This is a genomic window from Streptomyces sp. NPDC107559 (genome assembly GCF_055657365.1).
In genome coordinates, this window is the sequence record NZ_JBVKBD010000001.1 from 1,370,572 (window position 1) to 1,387,505 (window position 16,934).

Genomic DNA, 16,934 nt, shown 5'->3' on the forward strand with positions numbered 1-16,934 from the left:
CTTGACTGGATCATGAAGTGTCATGAGCCTGGCAGGTGTTCGTCGTCGTGGCGGACCACTGCTAGGGGGGTTCATGAGACACAGAGCGAGATCGATCCTCGCTGTCGGCGCGCTCCTGATCGGCGGAGCGAGCATCGCACCCATCGCCCAGGCACAGAGCGGACACCCGGCGCCCACGTCCGGACCGGACGAGGTCAAGGTGTACCGCGCCGAGATCACCAAGCAGCAGTTACCCCTGCTGCTGGCCGCCGGACAGGACGGCCAGGAACTCGCCGGACAGACACCCGACCAGGGCACGGCCGACGTCGAGGTCTACCTCACCGACGACCAGGCGCGGAAGCTGGAGCGGCAGGGCGTCGACCTCACCGAGCACACCCTCTCGGCCAGGGCGGAGAACCGCGTCGCGGCCGCCGCCGAGCACGTGTTCCGCCCGTACAGCGCCAGCGGCGGCCTGAAGGAGGAGATCGTCAGGACCGGCCAGGAGAACCCCGGCCTCACCAAGGTCGTCTCCATCGGCAGGACGGTCGGCGGCCAGGACATCCTCGCGCTCAAACTGACCAAGGGCGCCAAGAAGTCCCGGGACGGCTCCAAGCCCTCCGTGCTGTACATGTCCAACCAGCACGCACGCGAGTGGATCACGCCGGAGATGACCAGGCGGCTGCTGCACTACTACCTGGACAACTACACGACCGACCAGCGGGTCAGGAAGATCGTCGACTCCACCGAGCTGTGGTTCGTGCTGTCGGCCAACCCCGACGGCTACGACTACACCTTCCGGAACAGCGACACCCGCCTGTGGCGCAAGAACCTGCGGGACGTCAACGGCGACGGCGTCATCAGCACCGGCGACGGCGTCGACCTCAACCGCAACTTCGCCTACAAGTGGGGCTACGACGACGAGGGCTCGTCCCCCAACCCCACCAGCGAGACCTACCGCGGCGCGGCCCCGGCCTCCGAGCCCGAGACGAAGGCGCTGGACGCGTTCGAGAAGCGCATCGGCTTCACGTACGGCATCAACTACCACTCGGCCGCCGAGTTGCTCCTCTACGGCGTCGGCTGGCAGGTCGCCACGCCGACCCCGGACGACGTCCTGTACAAGGCACTGGCCGGCACCCCCGACAACTCCGCGGTCCCGGGCTACCACCCGCAGGTCTCCTCGGAGCTCTACACCACCAACGGCGAGGCGGACGGACACGCCGGCAACGTCAACGGCATGGCGATGTTCACCCCCGAGATGTCGACCTGCCAGACCGCCTCCAACCTCGACCCGAACGACACCTGGAACGCCTCCGACTGCCAGTCGGTCTTCAACTTCCCGGACGACGAGAAGCTGATCCAGCAGGAGTTCACCAAGAACGTGCCGTTCGCGCTCTCCGTCGCCGAGACCGCGGCCCATCCCGACCGGCCCTCGTCCTCGGTCGGCCTGACCGCCGCAGACTTCACCCCGGCCGCGTTCCCGACGTCGTACGCGCGCGGCGCCGACCAGGAGGTCTCCGTCGTCGTCCGCAGGTCGGTCCGCGACAAGGAGCTCAGGTACCGCGTCAACGGCGGCCGTACCCACGACCAGGCGCTCCGGCCCTGGAAGGGCGGCGAGACCTACGGCGGGGACGACAACCTCTACTTCGACGAGTACCGCGCCAAGGTCCGGGGCGCCGCACCGGGCGACAAGGTCGAGGTGTGGTTCACCGGCAGGTCCCGGAACGGGAAACCCACCGCCGGCGAGCACTTCACGTACACCGTCGCCGAACGGGCCAAGGCCGACACGCTCGTCGTCGCCGAGGAGGGCGCGAGCGCGGTACAGGCGCAGACGTACGTGGACGCCCTGAAGGCCAACGGCCGCAAGGCGGTCGTCTGGGACGTCGCCACCCAGGGCGCCCCCGACGCGCTCGGCGTGCTGGACCACTTCCGTACGGTCGTCCACTACACGGGCGCAGGACGGCCGGGCAACCCCACCCAGCTCCAACTGCGCGCCTACCTCAACGAGGGCGGCAGGCTGATCGAGGCGGGCGAGCAGGCCGGCGGCAGCGTGGACCTCGGCGACGGCACGCTCTCGAACGACTTCAGCCAGTACTACCTGGGCGCCTACTCGCGTACGTCGACGCCCGGAGCCACCGGCTTCACCGGCTCCGGGGCCCTGGCCGGCGCCGGGGGCGCGCTCGGCGCCGCGGCCGGCAACCCGCTCGACCGGGCCGGTACCTACGGGGTCACCTCCGACGAGCTGCCCACGGCCGGCTACCCGCAGTTCGCGAGCGCGGGCGCGGGCCAGTTCGCCGGCACCGTCAACCCCTACGGGCCGTACAGCGGTTCGGGGATGGCGGCCGCGGTGCACACCGACGACGCCTACAAGCGCCTCACCCGCACCGTCGACCTCACCGGCGTCAGCGCCGCCGACAAACCCACCCTGCACGGCCGGCTGCTGTGGGACACCGAACCGGGCTACGACAACGCCGTCGTCGAGGCGCACACGGTGGGCGGCGAGGACTGGACGACGCTGCCCGAGGCGGGCGGCGCCACCGGCACCGCGGTCCCGGCGGAGTGCGGCGCGGGCTTCTACATCGGTGAACACCCCTGGCTGAAGCACTATCTGACGCTGGCGTCGAGCGGCTGCACCGCCACCGGCACCAGCGGCTCCTGGAACGCCTTCACCGGTGCCTCCGCCGGCTGGCAGCAGGTCGACTTCGACCTGAGCGCGTACGCCGGCCGGTCCGTCGAGGTCTCCCTCGCCTATGTCACCGACCCGGGCAGCGGCGGACACGGCGTCCTCGCCGACGACCTGGCGCTCGTCGTCGGCGGCACCGCCACCCAGACCGAGGGCTTCGAGACGTCCCTGGGCGCCTGGCAGGTCAGCGGGCCGCCCGCGGGCAGCCCCGCCGTCCTCAAGGACTGGGCGCGCACCGGAGCGCTGTTCCGCACATATGGAGCGGTCACCACCCACGACACCGTGCTGCTCGGTTTCGGCCTGGAACACGTCACCGCGGCGGCCGACCGAACGGCCCTGATCGGCAAGGCGCTCAAGGCACTCGGCGGATAACACCGGGTGACGATCGCATGATCGAAGCGGGCGGTCCGTACCCCTACTGGCGGGTACGGACCGCCTCGCCGTGTATGGGGCGTCTCAATGTCACTCCGGGGGTCTGCGAGGGGTAGGGTCGTAGGCGGTCGGGGACATCCCATTTAGCTCGCCGGTGTCGCAACCGGCGTACCAACGAGGAGATCGGTTCGTGACGATCCGCGTAGGCATCAACGGCTTTGGCCGCATCGGTCGTAACTACTTCCGCGCGCTGCTGGAGCAGGGTGCTGACATCGAGATCGTGGCTGTCAACGACCTGGGTGACACCGCGACGACCGCGCACCTGCTCAAGTACGACACCATCCTCGGCCGTCTGAAGGCCGAGGTGTCGCACACCGCCGACACGATCACCGTCGACGGCCACACCATCAAGGTCCTGTCCGAGCGCAACCCCGCCGACATCCCGTGGGGCGAGCTCGGTGTCGACATCGTCATCGAGTCGACGGGCATCTTCACCAAGAAGGCCGACGCCGAGAAGCACATCGCCGGCGGCGCCAAGAAGGTCCTCATCTCGGCTCCGGCCAAGGACGAGGACATCACCATCGTGATGGGCGTCAACCAGGACCAGTACGACCCGGCGAACCACAACATCATCTCCAACGCCTCCTGCACCACCAACTGCGTGGCGCCGATGGCCAAGGTTCTCGACGAGAACTTCGGCATCGTCAAGGGCCTGATGACGACGGTTCACGCGTACACCAACGACCAGCGCATCCTGGACTTCCCGCACTCGGACCTGCGCCGCGCCCGCGCCGCCGCCGAGAACATCATCCCGACCACGACGGGTGCCGCCAAGGCCACCGCCCTGGTCCTGCCCCAGCTCAAGGGCAAGCTCGACGGCATCGCCATGCGCGTCCCGGTCCCGACCGGCTCGGCCACCGACCTGGTCGTGACGCTCCAGCGCGAGGTCACCCGCGACGAGGTCAACGCCGCGTTCAAGAAGGCCTCCGAGGACGGCGACCTCAAGGGCTTCCTGGCGTACACCGAGGACCCGATCGTCTCCTCGGACATCGTCAGCGACCCGGCCTCCTGCACCTTCGACTCCTCCCTGACCATGGTCCAGGAGGGCAACACGGTGAAGATCCTCGGCTGGTACGACAACGAGTGGGGCTACTCCAACCGCCTCGTCGACCTGACGGTCTTCGTCGGCGACCAGCTCTGATCACCGGATCAGACACTTCGATGTGAGTGCAGGGCTCGGGCAGCGCACAGGCGCGCTGTCCGAGCCCTGACTCGCGTGCAGATCAACCCTCTTCCGAACACGAGCCCTCTCGGGAGTCCCCTACATGAAGACGATCGACGAACTTCTCGCCTCCGGCGTGGACGGCAAGCGGGTCTTCGTCCGCGCCGACCTCAACGTGCCGCTGGCCGACGGCGTGATCACCGACGACGGCCGCATCCGCGCCGTCCTGCCCACCGTCAAGGCCCTCGCGCAGGCGGGCGCCAAGGTGATCGTGGCCTCGCACCTGGGCCGCCCCAAGGGCGCCCCGGACCCCGCCTTCTCCCTGCTGCCCGCCGCCGAGCGGCTCGCCGAACTCCTGGGCGCCCCGGTCGCGTTCGCGCAGGACACCGTCGGCCCCGCCGCCCACGACGCCGTGGACGGCCTCCAGCCCGGCCAGGTCGCGGTCATCGAGAACCTGCGCTTCAACGCCGGTGAGACGGCCAAGGACGACGCCGAGCGCGGCGAGTTCGCCGACCGGCTCGCCGCCCTGGCCGACGTCTACGTCGGCGACGGCTTCGGCGCCGTGCACCGCAAGCACGCCTCCGTGTACGACCTGCCGGCCCGCCTGCCGCACTACGCCGGCTACCTCATCGCCACCGAGGTCGGCGTCCTGAAGAAGCTCACCGAGGACGTCGCGCGCCCCTACGTCGTCGCGCTCGGCGGCTCCAAGGTCTCCGACAAGCTCGCCGTCATCGACCAGCTGCTCGGCAAGGCCGACCGCATCCTGATCGGCGGCGGCATGGCCTTCACCTTCCTCAAGGCCAAGGGCTACGAGGTCGGCACCTCGCTGCTCCAGGAGGACCAGATCCCGGCCGTCACCGAGTACATGGAGCGCGCCGAGAAGCAGGGCGTCGAGCTGGTGCTCCCGGTCGACGTCGTGGTCTCCCCGGGATTCCCGGACCTGAAGGCCAAGGCCGCCACCGAGCACACCGCCGTCGACGCGGACAAGATGCCCGAGGGACAGCTCGGCCTGGACATCGGTCCGCAGACCGGCGCCCTCTACGCAGCCAAGCTCGCCGACGCCGAGACCGTGTTCTGGAACGGTCCCATGGGCGTCTTCGAACACCCCGACTACGCCGAGGGCACCAAGGCGGTCGCCCAGGCCCTGGTCGACTCCAAGGGCTTCACCGTCGTCGGCGGCGGCGACTCCGCCGCCGCGGTGCGCACCCTCGGTTTCGACGAGAACGCATTCGGCCACATCTCGACCGGTGGTGGCGCCTCCCTCGAATACCTCGAGGGCAAGACGCTCCCCGGCCTCGCCGCACTGGAGGACTGACCCCGTATGACCACTCGCACGCCGCTGATGGCGGGCAACTGGAAGATGAACCTCAACCACCTCGAGGCCATCGCCCACGTCCAGAAGCTCGCCTTCGCCCTCGCCGACAAGGACTACGACGCCGTCGAGGTCACCGTCCTGCCGCCGTTCACCGACCTGCGCTCGGTGCAGACGCTGGTCGACGGCGACAAGCTCAAGATCAAGTACGGTGCCCAGGACCTCTCGGCGCACGACTCCGGCGCCTACACCGGCGAGATCTCCGGCTCGATGCTGGCCAAGCTGAAGTGCACGTACGTGGCCATCGGTCACTCCGAGCGCCGCCAGTACCACCATGAGACCGACGAGATCGTGAACGCCAAGGTCAAGGCCGCCTACAAGCACGGCCTGACCCCCATCCTGTGCGTCGGCGAGGAGCTCGACGTCCGCGAGGCGGGCAACCACGTCACCCACACCCTCGCGCAGGTCGAGGGCGGTCTGAAGGACCTCCCGGCCGAGCAGGCCGAGTCCGTCGTGATCGCCTACGAGCCGGTCTGGGCCATCGGCACCGGCAAGGTCTGCGGTGCGCAGGACGCGCAGGAGGTCTGCGCGGCCATCCGCGGCAAGCTCGCCGAGCTGTACTCGCAGGAACTGGCCGACAAGGTCCGCATCCAGTACGGCGGCTCCGTGAAGTCGGGCAACGTCGCCGAGATCATGGCGCAGGCCGACATCGACGGTGCCCTGGTCGGCGGTGCCTCGCTGGACGTGGACGAGTTCGTCAAGATCGTCCGCTTCCGCGACCAGTGAACCGGCCACGACCGGTGAACCGGGCGCCCCGGGTCGCCGGTGGATCGGCCGGTGAGTAGGCGCTAGCGGCGATCCGTCGTACCCTTGCGGGGGCCGGGACTCCTTCACGAGTCCGGCCCCCGTCGTCAATCCAGTTCCGAGGAAGTTGGTCCAGCCGTGGTTTTGGGGTTCTCGATCGCCCTGATCGTCTTCAGCCTGCTGATGATGCTTCTGGTGCTGATGCACAAGGGGAAGGGCGGCGGCCTCTCCGACATGTTCGGTGGCGGCATGCAGTCGTCCGTCGGCGGCTCCTCGGTCGCCGAGCGCAACCTCGACCGCATCACCATCGTGATCGGTGTGCTGTGGTTCGCGTGCATCATCGTGCTCGGCATCCTGATGAAGGGCAACAGCTGATCGACGGAGTGCGCGCGAGCGCGTTTCGTGCGTAACGCCCCATGTTCGGTACGCGCCGCTGAGCGCGGCCTATCATGGGGCTTGCGTCTGGGTGTGGGGGCGGTAACTCCAATCACTGGACGCGCGTTGGGCCTTACGTAGACTGAGGCGCTCGCAGTGAGGCGAAACGCCGACTCGCTTCGCGGCACCATCACGCAGGGAGTTACACCGTGGCAAGTGGCAACGCGATCCGAGGAAGCCGGGTCGGGGCGGGGCCGATGGGCGAGGCCGAACGCGGCGAGTCAGCGCCGCGGCTGCGCATCTCCTTCTGGTGCTCCAACGGGCACGAGACGCAGCCCAGCTTCGCCAGTGACGCACAGGTGCCCGACAACTGGGACTGCCCGCGCTGCGGCTTCCCGGCCGGCCAGGACCGGGACAACCCCCCGGACCCGCCGCGCACCGAGCCCTACAAGACGCATCTGGCGTATGTGCGGGAGCGGCGCAGCGACGCGGACGGCGAGGCGATCCTCGCCGAGGCGCTCGCCAAGCTGCGGGGCGAGATCTGACGACCGGGTTCGGTCGGACATCGCAAGGTGTCCGGCCGGACCCGATGTCTTCTCCGCCTGGCCTTCTTCCGTTCCCGCACCGTGCTGACACCAACACGTCAGCCGGACGTACCTGTAGTTGCGCCGCCGCTCAACTGATCAATTAGGTTGGATGCGGCAGCGGGGCAAGGTACGCAGCGGGACAGGCAGGAAAGAAGGCTGAAGTCGGATATGAACGCAGACGGCCGTTCCAGGCTCAATCAGACGCCCGAGTGGACCGCTCTGGCCAAGCACCGCGAGGAGCTCGCCGACACCGGTCTGCGGGATCTGTTCGCCGGTGACCCCGGCCGGGGCAGCGGCTACACGCTCCAGGTCGGTGACCTGTACATCGACTACTCCAAGCACCTCGTCACCGACGAGACGCTGCGGCTGCTGCGCGAGCTGGCCGCCGCCACCGACGTGTTCGGGCTGCGGGACGCGATGTTCCGCGGCGAGAAGATCAACACCACCGAGGACCGGGCGGTCCTGCACACCGCGCTGCGCGCTCCCCGGGACGCGGTGGTCGAGGTCGACGGCGAGAACGTGGTGCCCGGTGTGCACGCCGTCCTCGACCGGATGGCCGCCTTCGCCGACCGGATCCGCTCGGGCGAGTGGACCGGCCACACCGGCCGGCGCATCAAGAACGTCGTGAACATCGGCATCGGCGGCTCCGACCTCGGCCCGGCGATGGCGTACGAGGTGCTGCGCGCCTTCACCGACCGCGCGCTGACCGTCCGTTTCGTGTCCAACGTGGACGGCGCCGACCTGCACGAGGCCGTGCGCGACCTCGACCCGGCGGAGACGCTGTTCATCGTCGCGTCGAAGACGTTCACCACGATCGAGACCATCACCAACGCCACCTCGGCCCGCGACTGGCTGCTGAAGGGGCTGGGCGGCGAGGAGAAGGCGGTCGCCAGGCACTTCGTGGCCCTGTCCACGAACGCCGGGAAGGTCACCGAGTTCGGCATCGACACGGCCAACATGTTCGAGTTCTGGGACTGGGTCGGCGGCCGCTACTCGTACGACTCGGCGATCGGTCTCTCCCTGATGATCGCCATCGGACCGGACCGCTTCCGCGAGATGCTCGACGGCTTCCACCTGGTCGACGAGCACTTCCGCACCGCCCCCGCCGAGGCCAACGCCCCGCTGCTGCTGGGCCTGCTGGGCATCTGGTACGGCAACTTCCACGACGCCCAGTCGCACGCGGTGCTGCCCTACTCGCACTACCTCTCCAAGTTCACCGCCTACCTCCAGCAGCTGGACATGGAGTCCAACGGCAAGTCGGTGGACCGCGAGGGCAACCCGGTGGACTGGCAGACCGGGCCGGTGGTCTGGGGCACCCCCGGCACCAACGGGCAGCACGCCTACTACCAGTTGATCCACCAGGGCACCAAGCTCATCCCGGCCGACTTCATCGGCTTCGCCGAGCCGGTCGGTGAACTGAGCGACAAACTCAAGGCCCAGCACGACCTGTTGATGGCCAACTTCTTCGCCCAGACCCAGGCGCTGGCCTTCGGCAAGACGCCGGAGGAGGTCCGCGCGGAGGGTGTCCCCGAGGAACTGGTCGCGCACAAGACGTTCCACGGCAACCACCCCACCACCACGATCCTGGCGCGCGAGCTGACCCCCTCGGTCCTCGGCCAGCTCGTCGCCCTCTACGAGCACAAGGTGTTCGTCCAGGGCGCGGTGTGGAACATCGACTCCTTCGACCAGTGGGGCGTCGAGCTCGGCAAGGTCCTCGCCAAGCGGATCGAACCGGCCCTGACCGAGGGCGCCGAGGTCCCCGGCCTCGACACCTCCACCCAGACCCTCGTCACCGCGTACCGGGGGCTGCGCGACCGGAAGTGACCACCGCTGCGGGAAGCGGGCGGCGCGCGGCCGCCCGCTTCCCGTAGACTCCCCGGCGATCATCACGGCCGTGGCTCGGGGGAGTGCAAGGTGGCTGGTGCCAGAGGGAGTTGGACGGGCGGAAGGCTGCGGGGCGGCTCCTTCCTGAAGCCCCACAAGGTCGCCCGGGTGCTGTTGCATCCCGCGTGGATCCCGGAGTCGCTGGATGCGACCGTGGAGCGGCTCAAGCGCGTGCGGGTGGTCGCGGGCGCGGTCGCGGCCATCGGTGTCTACACCTTCGTCGAAGGCGGCCTGGCCCTCACGGAGATGATGGAGAACACGCTGATCGCGGCCGCGGTGCTGCTGTTCGTGACGCCGGTGACGGTCGGTGTGATGCTCTACGTCTGGCGTCGCGGCGGCACGGTACGCCAGTTGCGCCCGTTCCTGGTGAACGCGCTCAAGCTGCTGCTGCTCTTCGTCGGCTCGGTGGTCGCGACGGTGCTGCTGTTGCAGGGCGCGAGCGCGATGAGCGGCAGTTTCGCGATCATCCCGATCGGCCTCCTGGCACTGTGGATGGTCGGGTTCGTGGGCGCGGGCGCGCTGCGGATCACGGCGAACTTCTTCGGCACCGCGGCGGTGCACCGCGCCCTGCCGCCGCTGCTGGCCACGGTGACGACCTGGCTGATGGCCGTACCGGACCTCGTCACCGGCGATCTGCACGGCCTCGGTCTGCGACTGGGCGTGGTCTTCATCCTGGGCGCCCCGGTCACGGTCACGGCCGTCTCCCTGCTGGAGCTGGGCCGTCTCAAGCGGCGCTACGGCATCCGGCTCGGCGCACACCCCGCGACGCTGCCGCCGCCGCGGCAGACGTACGTACCGCCCCAGGGGAATCCGTACGGCCAAGGGAACCCCTACGGCCAGGGAAACCCCTACGGCCAAGGGAGTCCGTATCCTCCGGGAAGCCCGTATCCGGCAGGGAACCCGTACGGCCAGGGCAGCCCCTACCCTCCGGGCAACGCGTACCCCCCGCCCTCGCCCCCGCGGCAGCCCCGCAACGGCCGGAACCCGTACGGCCGTTGACCGTACGGGTTCCGAGAAGTGCCTGCTGTGCCGTCAGGGCGACGCGGGCGGGTACAGCGAGCGCGGCAGCTGGGCGGCCGCCGCCGAGTCCAGCAGCCACAGGGTGCGCTGCCTTCCGTACGCCCCGGCCGCCGGGGCCTGGATCTCGCCCGCGCCCGACAGGGCGATCGCCGCGGCGTTCGCCTTGTCCTCGCCGGCCGCCAGCAGCCACACCTCACGGGCCGCCCGGATCGCCGGGAGGGTGAGGGTGGTGCGGGTCGGCGGGGGCTTGGGCGCGCCGTGGACGCCGACGACCGTGCGCTCGGTCTCCCGGACCGCGGGCAGCTCCGGGAAGAGCGAGGCCACATGGGTGTCCGGGCCGACGCCCAGCATCAGCACGTCGAAGGTCGGCACCGCGCCGTGGTTCTCGGGACCGGCCGCACGGGCCAGCTCCTGCGCGTAGGCCTCCGCGGCGGCGTCCGCGTCCGCACCGTGCGGACCGTCCGAGGCGGGCATGGCGTGCACGCGCTTCGGGTCCAGCGGTACGGAGTCCAGCAGGGCCTCGCGGGCCTGCGTGACATTGCGCTCGGGGTCGCCCTCGGGCAGGAACCGCTCGTCGCCCCACCACAGGTCGAGGCGGCTCCAGTCGATGGCGTCCCGGGCCGGCTGGGCGGCCAGCGCGGCCAGCAGCCCGTTGCCGTTGCGGCCGCCCGTCAGGACCACGGACGCCGCACCCCGGGAGGCCTGCGCGTCCACGATCTTCGTGATGAGCCGGGCCGCGGCGGCCTGGGCCATCAGTTCCTTGTCGTGGTGCACGACCAGCTGCGGGGTGTTCACTTCGCCGCCTTCTTCCCCGGGGGCGGGGCCGGGACCGGAGCCTTCCCGGCAGGCCTGTCCTTGGTGGCCACGGCGGGCTCGCCGGGCGCCGCCGTGTGCTCCTGCGGTGCCTGCTCGCGCGGGGCCGCGGACTGCGCGTGCAGCCGGTCCACCCCGAACCGCAGCGCCGAGGCGTAGGTGTCGTCCGGGTCGAGCCGGCGCAGCTCCTCCGCGATCAGCTCGGCGGTGTCCCGCCGCTTGAGCGCCACCGCACGGTCCGGCTGCCCCTCGATCGACAGCGTGGCGACGGTGCCGTCCGCGCGGTCGAGGGCGATCGAGCCGTGGTCGGTGTCCAGGCGGACCGCCGTCAGGCCGGGGCCGGACGACAGGGAGCGCCTGACGGGGACGTCCAGCCGGTCCGCGAGCCACATGGCGAGCAGCTCGCAGCTCGGGTTGAACTCCTCGCCCTCCACCTCGACGCCCTTGACCTCGCAGACGACCTGGTCCAGGGCCGCGGCGAGCATCGAACGCCAGGGCGTGATGCGCGTCCACGACAGGTCCGTGTCGCCGGGCGCGTAGGTGTCGGCGCGGGCGGACAGCTCCCGTACCGGCTGCTCGGCGGCGTAGGTGTCGGTGACCCGGCGCTGGGCGAGGGCGCCCAGCGGGTCGTTCGCCGGGTCCAGGGGCGCGTCGACCGGCCACCAGACCACCACGGGGGCGTCGGGCAGCAGCAGCGGCAGCACCACCGACTGGGCGTGGTCGGCGACCTCGCCGTACAGCCGCAGGACGACCGTCTCGCCGGTGCCCGCGTCCGCACCCACCCGCACCTCGGCGTCGAGGCGGGACTTCGTGCGGTCGCGGGGCGAGCGGGAGACACGCCTGATGACCACGAGGGTGCGCGAGGGGTGCTCGCGCGAGGCGTCGTTCGCCGCCTTCAGGGCGTCGTAGGCGTTCTCCTCGTCGGTGACGATGACGAGGGTGAGCACCATGCCCACGGCAGGGGTGCCGATGGCGCGGCGGCCCTTGACGAGCCCCTTGTTGATCTTGCTAGCCGTGGTGTCCGTCAGGTCTATCTTCATGGCCGGCGCCAGCTCCGTCCGTCTCGCTCCAGCATCTCGTCCGCCTCGACGGGACCCCAGGTGCCGGCCGGGTACTGGGCCGGCTTGCCGTGCTCGTCCCAGTACTCCTCGATCGGGTCGAGGATCTTCCAGGACAGCTCGACCTCCTCGGTGCGCGGGAAGAGGTTGGAGTCGCCGAGCAGCACGTCCAGGATGAGCCGCTCGTACGCCTCCGGGCTGGACTCCGTGAACGACTCGCCGTAGGCGAAGTCCATGGACACGTCCCGGATCTCCATCGACGTGCCCGGCACCTTGGAGCCGAAGCGGACGGTGACGCCCTCGTCGGGCTGGACGCGGATGACGATCGCGTTCTGGCCCAGCTCCTCGGTGGCCGTCGTGTCGAAGGGGGAGTGCGGGGCCCGCTGGAAGACGACCGCGATCTCCGTGACCCGGCGGCCCAGGCGCTTGCCCGCCCTCAGGTAGAACGGCACGCCCGCCCAGCGGCGGTTGTCGACGCCCACCTTGATCGCGGCATAGGTGTCGGTCTTCGACTTCGCGTCGATGCCGTCTTCCTGGAGGTAGCCGATGACCTTCTCGCCGCCCTGCCAGCCTTCCGAGTACTGGCCGCGCACGGTGTCCTTGCCGAGGTCCTTCGGCAGCCGTACGGCGCCGAGCACCTTGGTCTTCTCCGCGGCCAGCGCGTCCGCGTCGAAGGAGGCGGGCTCCTCCATGGCGGTCAGCGCCATCAGCTGGAGCAGGTGGTTCTGGATGACGTCACGGGCGGCGCCGATGCCGTCGTAGTAGCCGGCCCGGCCGCCGATGCCGATGTCCTCGGCCATGGTGATCTGCACATGGTCCACGAAGGACCGGTTCCAGATCGGCTCGAACATCGTGTTGGCGAAGCGCAGCGCCAGGATGTTCTGGACGGTCTCCTTGCCCAGGTAGTGGTCGATACGGAAGACCTGGTCCGGGGCGAAGACCTCGTGCACGACCTTGTTGAGCTCCTCGGCCGACTTCAGGTCGTGGCCGAAGGGCTTCTCGATGACCGCGCGCCGCCACGAGCCGCGCGCCTGGTCGGCGAGGCCGTGCTTCTTGAGCTGCTGGATGACCACCGGGAAGGAACGCGGCGGCACGGAGAGGTAGAAGGCGAAGTTGCCGCCCGTCCCCTGTGCCTTGTCGAGCTCCTCGATGGTCCCGCGCAGCCGCTCGAAGGCGTCGTCGTCGTCGAAGGTGCCCTGGACGAAGCGCATCCCCTGGATGAGCTGCTGCCAGACCTCCTCACGGAACGGCGTACGGGCGTGCTCCTTGACGGCGTCGTGGACCTCGGCGGCGAAGTCCTCGTGCTGCCACTCGCGGCGGGCGAAGCCGACGAGCGAGAAGCCCGGCGGCAGCAGTCCGCGGTTGGCGAGGTCGTAGACGGCGGGCATCAGCTTCTTGCGCGACAGGTCGCCGGTGACGCCGAAGATGACCAGGCCCGACGGCCCCGCGATACGCGGGAGCCGTCGGTCGGCGGGGTCACGCAGCGGGTTGCTGCTTGACAACGTTTCAGCCCTCCGAGGGGGCGAGGCGCTGAAGCTCCGCCTCGGTCGACTTGAGCAGGTCGTTCCAGGACGTCTCGAACTTGTCGACGCCCTCGTCCTCCAGCAGCTGGACCACGTCGTCGTACGAGATGCCGAGCTTCTCGACCGCGTCGAGTTCCGCGCGGGCCTGCTCGTACGTGCCGACGATCGTGTTGCCGCTGATCACGCCGTGGTCCTCGGTGGCCTCCAGGGTGGCCTCCGGCATGGTGTTCACCGTGTTCGGCGCCACCAGGTCGACGACGTACAGCGTGTCCTTGTACGCCGGGTCCTTCACACCGGTGGAGGCCCACAGCGGACGCTGCTTGTGCGCCTGCGCCTTGTCGAGGGCCAGCCAGCGCTCGGAGGAGAAGACCTCCTCGTACGCCTGGTAGGCGAGCCGGGCGTTGGCGACGCCCGCCTTGCCGCGGGCGGCCTTGGCCTCGTCGGTGCCCAGGGCGTCGATCCGCTTGTCGATCTCCGTGTCCACGCGGGAGACGAAGAAGGACGCCACCGACTGGATCTTCGACAGGTCCAGGCCGCGCTCCTTGGCCTTCTCCAGGCCGGAGAGGTAGGCGTCCATGACCGCGCGGTAACGCTCCAGCGAGAAGATCAGCGTGACGTTGACGCTGATACCGAGGCCGATGACCTCGGTGATCGCAGGCAGACCCGCCTTGGTGGCCGGGATCTTGATGAGCGTGTTGGGGCGGTCCACGAGCCAGGCGAGCTGCTTGGCCTCGGCGATGGTCGCCGTGGTGTTGTGCGCCAGGCGCGGGTCGACCTCGATGGAGACCCGGCCGTCCTGGCCCCCGGTGGCGTCGAAGACCGGGCGCAGGATGTCGGCGGCGTCGCGGACGTCCGCCGTCGTGATCATGCGGATGGCCTCTTCGACGGTGACCTTGCGGGCGGCGAGGTCGGCGAGCTGCTGCTCGTAACCGTCACCGCTGCTGATCGCCTTCTGGAAGATCGACGGGTTGGTGGTGACGCCGACGACGTGCTGCTGGTCGATCAGCTCGGCGAGGTTGCCGGACGTGATCCGCTTGCGCGACAGGTCGTCCAGCCAGATCGCGACGCCCTCATCGGAGAGGCGCTTCAGTGCGTCTGTCATGGAAATTGCATCTCCTACGTGTCGTGTACGGGCGTCAGTTCCGGGCGGCGGCGAGGGATTCCTGCGCCTTCGCGGCCACGTTCTCGGCGGTGAAGCCGAACTCGTTGAAGAGGACCGCGCCGTCGGCGGAGGCCCCGAAGTGCTCCAGGGAGACGATTCGGCCGGCGTCTCCGACGTACTTGTGCCAGGTCAGACCGATGCCGGCCTCCACCGCGACACGCGCCTTGACCGACGGCGGCAGGACGCTGTCCCGGTACCCCTGGTCCTGCTCCTCGAACCACTCCACGCAAGGCATGGACACGACTCGCGTCGGCACACCCTCGGCCTGGAGCCGCTCGCGCGCCTCGACGGCGATGTGCACCTCGGAACCGGTGGCGATCAGGACGACCTCCGGCTCGCCGCCTTCCGCCTCGAACAACACGTAGCCGCCCTTGGCCGAGTTGTCGTCGGGCTCGTAGGTCGGCACACCCTGACGGGTCAGCGCCAGTCCGTGCGGGGCACCCTTGCCGAACACCTTGGTGTAGCGGCGCAGGATCTCGCGCCAGGCGACGGCGGTCTCGTTGGCGTCGGCCGGGCGGACCACGTTCAGGCCCGGGATGGCGCGCAGCGAGGCGAGGTGCTCGACCGGCTGGTGGGTGGGACCGTCCTCGCCGAGGCCGATGGAGTCGTGCGTCCACACGTACGTCACCGGCAGGTGCATCAGGGCCGACAGGCGTACGGCGTTGCGCATGTAGTCGGAGAACACCAGGAAGGTGCCGCCGTAGATGCGCGTGTTGCCGTGCAGCGCGATGCCGTTCATCTCCGCGGCCATGGAGTGCTCGCGGATGCCGAAGTGGATCGTTCGGCCGTACGGGTCGGCCTCCGGCAGCGGGTTGTCCGCCGGGAGGAAGGAGCTGTCCTTGTCGATGGTGGTGTTGTTCGAGCCGGCCAGGTCGGCGGAGCCGCCCCACAGCTCGGGGATCACCGGGCCGAGCGCCTGGAGGATCTTGCCGGAGGCGGCCCGGGTGGCGACACCCTTGCCGGGCTCGAAGACCGGGATCTTCTCCTCCCAGCCGGTGGGCAGCTCGCCCGCGGCGATGCGGTCGAACTCGGCCGCGCGCTCCGCGTTGCCGTTGCGCCACTCCTGGAAGGACTTCTCCCACTCGGCCCGCGCCTGACGGCCGCGCTCCAGCGCACCACGGGTGTGGTCGATGACCGCCTCGGAGACCTCGAAGGACTGCTCGGGGTCGAAGCCCAGGACGCGCTTGGTGGCCGCGACCTCCTCCGCGCCGAGCGCCGAGCCGTGCGCGGCCTCGGTGTTCTGGGCGTTCGGGGCCGGCCAGGCGATGATCGAGCGCATCGCGATGAACGACGGCCGGTCGGTGACCTGCTTCGCCGCCTCGATCGCGTCGTAGAGGGCGTGCGGGTCCAGGTCGCCGTCCGGCTTCGGCGCCACGCGCTGCACGTGCCAGCCGTAGGCCTCGTAGCGCTTGACGGTGTCCTCGGAGACGGCCGTCTCCGTGTCGCCCTCGATCGAGATGTGGTTGTCGTCCCACAGCAGGACCAGGTTGCCGAGCTTCTGGTGGCCGGCGAGCGAGGACGCCTCCGCGGAGATGCCCTCCTGGAGGCAGCCGTCACCGGCGATGCAGTAGACGAAGTGGTCGAACGGGGAGTCGCCCTGCGGGGTCTCCGGGTCGAACAGACCGCGCTCGTAGCGGGCGGCCATCGCCATGCCCACCGCGTTGGCGACACCCTGGCCCAGCGGGCCGGTCGTCGTCTCCACACCCTTGGTGTGCCCGTACTCGGGGTGACCGGGGGTCTTCGAGCCCCAGGTGCGGAAGGACTTCAGATCATCCAGCTCCAGACCGAAACCGGCCAGGTAGAGCTGCGTGTAGAGGGTCAGGGACGAGTGGCCCGCGGACAGCACGAAGCGGTCGCGTCCGACCCAGTCGGGGTCGGCGGGGTCATGCCGCATCACCTTCTGGAAGAGGGTGTAAGCAGCGGGCGCCAGGCTCATCGCCGTACCCGGATGGCCGTTTCCGACCTTCTGTACGGCATCGGCGGCCAGGACTCGGGCGGTGTCGACGGCCCGCTGGTCCAACTCGGTCCACTCGAGGTCTGTGGTGGTCGGCTTGGTGCTCACCCTGGGTCAGGGCTCCTCTCCACATGTCGAATTACCGGTGCTCTGGGCACGTGCCCACCGGCTGCCGGCGGACGAGGCGCC

The 16,934-nt window shown here is 69.8% G+C and carries 13 protein-coding genes; 8 read left to right on the forward strand and 5 right to left on the reverse strand.

Going from position 1 to position 16,934, the window contains the following annotated elements; all coding sequences use genetic code 11:
* Positions 1 to 73: 73 nt before the first annotated feature.
* The 8 genes from ACZ7OY_RS05870 to ACZ7OY_RS05905 all read left to right on the forward strand — a co-directional run bounded on the left by ACZ7OY_RS05870 (position 74) and on the right by ACZ7OY_RS05905 (position 10,214).
* Positions 74 to 3,031, forward strand: a complete 2,958-nt coding sequence (locus ACZ7OY_RS05870; RefSeq protein ID WP_471910201.1) for a M14 family metallopeptidase — start codon at positions 74 to 76, stop codon at positions 3,029 to 3,031.
* Positions 3,032 to 3,221: 190 nt separating this feature from the next.
* Entirely contained in the window at positions 3,222 to 4,232 is a 1,011-nt protein-coding gene (gene gap / locus ACZ7OY_RS05875; protein WP_471910202.1) for a type I glyceraldehyde-3-phosphate dehydrogenase, read from the forward strand.
* Positions 4,233 to 4,356: 124 nt separating this feature from the next.
* Complete coding sequence (locus ACZ7OY_RS05880; protein WP_471910203.1) at positions 4,357 to 5,568, forward strand: phosphoglycerate kinase; 1,212 nt, start codon at positions 4,357 to 4,359, stop codon at positions 5,566 to 5,568.
* A 6-nt stretch (positions 5,569 to 5,574) separates the two neighbouring features.
* Positions 5,575 to 6,351: a triose-phosphate isomerase gene (gene tpiA / locus ACZ7OY_RS05885; RefSeq protein ID WP_471910204.1), complete on the forward strand. Its 777-nt coding sequence runs from the start codon at positions 5,575 to 5,577 to the stop codon at positions 6,349 to 6,351.
* A gap of 162 nt (positions 6,352 to 6,513) precedes the next feature.
* Entirely contained in the window at positions 6,514 to 6,744 is a 231-nt protein-coding gene (gene secG / locus ACZ7OY_RS05890) for a preprotein translocase subunit SecG (RefSeq protein ID WP_471910381.1), read from the forward strand.
* Positions 6,745 to 7,001: 257 nt separating this feature from the next.
* Positions 7,002 to 7,289 (forward strand): RNA polymerase-binding protein RbpA, encoded by a 288-nt coding sequence (locus tag ACZ7OY_RS05895; RefSeq protein WP_037668570.1) that lies wholly within the window; start codon positions 7,002 to 7,004, stop codon positions 7,287 to 7,289.
* Between the two features lie 210 nt (positions 7,290 to 7,499).
* Positions 7,500 to 9,155, forward strand: a complete 1,656-nt coding sequence (gene pgi / locus ACZ7OY_RS05900) for a glucose-6-phosphate isomerase (RefSeq protein ID WP_471910205.1) — start codon at positions 7,500 to 7,502, stop codon at positions 9,153 to 9,155.
* A gap of 90 nt (positions 9,156 to 9,245) precedes the next feature.
* Positions 9,246 to 10,214, forward strand: coding sequence for a hypothetical protein (locus ACZ7OY_RS05905; RefSeq protein WP_471910206.1), 969 nt, complete (start codon positions 9,246 to 9,248; stop codon positions 10,212 to 10,214).
* 33 nt (positions 10,215 to 10,247) lie between these two features.
* Here ACZ7OY_RS05905 and pgl read toward each other — a convergent pair whose 3' ends face one another.
* From pgl to tkt, 5 genes are read right to left on the reverse strand one after another with little or no spacing between them, the layout of a single operon-like run.
* Positions 10,248 to 11,030 (reverse strand): 6-phosphogluconolactonase, encoded by a 783-nt coding sequence (gene pgl / locus ACZ7OY_RS05910; protein WP_471910207.1) that lies wholly within the window; start codon positions 11,028 to 11,030, stop codon positions 10,248 to 10,250.
* On the reverse strand, positions 11,027 to 12,088 hold the full coding sequence (opcA, locus tag ACZ7OY_RS05915) for a glucose-6-phosphate dehydrogenase assembly protein OpcA (protein WP_471910208.1): 1,062 nt from the start codon (positions 12,086 to 12,088) through the stop codon (positions 11,027 to 11,029). Before opcA ends, pgl begins: the two co-directional genes overlap by 4 nt.
* Positions 12,085 to 13,608, reverse strand: coding sequence for a glucose-6-phosphate dehydrogenase (zwf, locus tag ACZ7OY_RS05920; RefSeq protein WP_471910209.1), 1,524 nt, complete (start codon positions 13,606 to 13,608; stop codon positions 12,085 to 12,087). Before zwf ends, opcA begins: the two co-directional genes overlap by 4 nt.
* Positions 13,609 to 13,612: 4 nt before the next feature.
* The gene (tal, locus tag ACZ7OY_RS05925; protein ID WP_471910210.1) at positions 13,613 to 14,731 is read right to left on the reverse strand and encodes a transaldolase; all 1,119 of its coding nucleotides are present in this window, start codon (positions 14,729 to 14,731) and stop codon (positions 13,613 to 13,615) included.
* Between the two features lie 34 nt (positions 14,732 to 14,765).
* On the reverse strand, positions 14,766 to 16,853 hold the full coding sequence (gene tkt / locus ACZ7OY_RS05930) for a transketolase (RefSeq protein ID WP_471910211.1): 2,088 nt from the start codon (positions 16,851 to 16,853) through the stop codon (positions 14,766 to 14,768).
* Between the last annotated feature and the right edge of the window lie 81 nt (positions 16,854 to 16,934).